The sequence below is a fragment of the Paenibacillus spiritus genome, from assembly GCF_008710135.1.
Taxonomy (GTDB): Bacteria; Bacillota; Bacilli; order Paenibacillales; family Paenibacillaceae; genus Paenibacillus_AQ; species Paenibacillus_AQ glufosinatiresistens.
This window is the reverse complement of sequence record NZ_VYKK01000034.1, coordinates 1-2,535: the sequence shown is the minus strand read 5'-3', so window position 1 is coordinate 2,535 and position 2,535 is coordinate 1. Positions and strand designations below refer to the sequence as shown.

Annotated in this window: 1 rRNA gene; it reads right to left on the bottom strand. The window is 54.7% G+C overall.

Annotation, left to right across the window (positions count from 1 at the left end):
• Positions 1–6: 6 nt before the first annotated feature.
• A 23S ribosomal RNA gene (locus F4V43_RS18570) occupies positions 7–2,535 on the bottom strand; the annotation flags it as partial.

The following is a 2,535-nucleotide window of genomic DNA, read 5'->3' as shown; positions in this document are numbered from 1 at the left end:
CTTCTTTTGGATAAGCCCTCGACCGATTAGTACTGGTCAGCTCCATGCATTGCTGCACTTCCACCCCCAGCCTATCTACCTCGTCGTCTTCAAGGGGTCTTACTAATTGGGAAATCTCATCTTGAGGGGGGCTTCACGCTTAGATGCTTTCAGCGCTTATCCCGTCCGTACATAGCTACCCAGCCGTGCTCCTGGCGGAACAACTGGTGCACCAGCGGTACGTCCATCCCGGTCCTCTCGTACTAAGGACAGCTCCTCTCAAATTTCCTGCGCCCACGACAGATAGGGACCGAACTGTCTCACGACGTTCTGAACCCAGCTCGCGTACCGCTTTAATGGGCGAACAGCCCAACCCTTGGGACCTACTTCAGCCCCAGGATGCGATGAGCCGACATCGAGGTGCCAAACCTCCCCGTCGATGTGGACTCTTGGGGGAGATAAGCCTGTTATCCCCAGGGTAGCTTTTATCCGTTGAGCGATGGCCCTTCCATGCGGTACCACCGGATCACTAAGCCCGACTTTCGTCCCTGCTCGACTTGTTGGTCTCGCAGTCAAGCTCCCTTCTGCCTTTGCACTCTTCGAATGATTTCCAACCATTCTGAGGGAACCTTGGGACGCCTCCGTTACACTTTAGGAGGCGACCGCCCCAGTCAAACTGCCCGCCTGACACGGTCCCTGTACCCGCTTAGGGTACCAGGTTAGAACCTAGATACGATCAGGGTGGTATCCCAACGGCGCCTCCACGGAAGCTTGCGCTCCCGCTTCTACGGCTCCCACCTATCCTGTACAGATCGTACCCAAATTCAATATCAAGCTGCAGTAAAGCTCCATGGGGTCTTTCCGTCTTGTCGCGGGTAACCTGCATCTTCACAGGTATTAAAATTTCACCGGATCTCTCGTTGAGACAGCGCCCAAGTCGTTACGCCATTCGTGCGGGTCAGAATTTACCTGACAAGGAATTTCGCTACCTTAGGACCGTTATAGTTACGGCCGCCGTTTACTGGGGCTTCGGTTCACAGCTTCGGGTTGCCCCTAACCGCTCCCCTTAACCTTCCAGCACCGGGCAGGCGTCAGCCCGTATACTTCGCCTTGCGGCTTCGCACAGACCTGTGTTTTTGCTAAACAGTCGCTTGGGCCTTTTCACTGCGGCCCCCTCGGGCTATTCACCCTACCGAGGCACCCCTTCTCCCGAAGTTACGGGGTCATTTTGCCGAGTTCCTTAACGAGAGTTCTTCCGCGCGCCTTAGAATTCTCTTCTCGCCTACCTGTGTCGGTTTGCGGTACGGGCACCTTCTCCTGGCTAGAGGCTTTTCTTGGCAGTGTGAGATCATGACCTTCGCTACTGTAATTTTCGCTCCCCATCACAGCCCAGCCTTATCAGTGTGCGGATTTGCCTGCACACCAGCCTCGCTGCTTAGACGGACATCCATCAGTCCGCGTCACTACCCTCCTGCGTCCCCCCATCGCTCATAACGGATTACGGTGGTACAGGAATTTCAACCTGTTGTCCTTCGACTACGCCTTTCGGCCTCGCCTTAGGTCCCGACTTACCCTGAGCGGACGAGCCTTCCTCAGGAAACCTTGGGCTTTCGGCGGATCAGATTCTCACTGATCTTTTCGTTACTTATACCGGCATTCTCACTTGTATGCGGTCCACCTGTCCTTCCGGTCAAGCTTCAATCTGCATACAACGCTCCCCTACCCCTGACGCTTTACGCATCAAGCCATAGCTTCGGTGGTGTGTTTAGCCCCGTTACATTTTCGGCGCAGAGTCACTCGACCAGTGAGCTATTACGCACTCTTTCAATGGTGGCTGCTTCTAAGCCAACATCCTGGTTGTCTGTGCAACTCCACATCCTTTCCCACTTAACACACACTTGGGGACCTTAGCTGATGGTCTGGGCTGTTTCCCTTTTGACCATGGATCTTAGCACTCACGGTCTGACTCCCGGATAAGCAGTCGATGGCATTCGGAGTTTGACTGAGCTTGGTAACCCTTGCGGGCCCCGCACCCAATCAGTGCTCTACCTCCATGACTGTACTTCCGAGGCTAGCCCTAAAGCTATTTCGGGGAGAACCAGCTATCTCCGAGTTCGATTGGAATTTCTCCGCTACCCCCACCTCATCCCCGCACTTTTCAACGTACGTGGGTTCGGGCCTCCAGTGCGTGTTACCGCACCTTCACCCTGGACAGGGGTAGATCACACGGTTTCGGGTCTACGTCCACATACTCATTCGCCCTATTCAGACTCGCTTTCGCTGCGGCTCCGTCTTCTCGACTTAACCTTGCATGTTAAACGTAACTCGCCGGTTCATTCTACAAAAGGCACGCCATCACCCCTAAATTGGGCTCTGACTTCTTGTAAGCACACGGTTTCAGGTACTCTTTCACTCCCCTTCCGGGGTGCTTTTCACCTTTCCCTCACGGTACTGTTTCACTATCGGTCGCCAGGGAGTATTTAGCCTTAGCAGATGGTCCTGCCGGATTCATACGGGGTTTCACGTGCCCCGCACTACTCGGGATCCGTCTCGGAG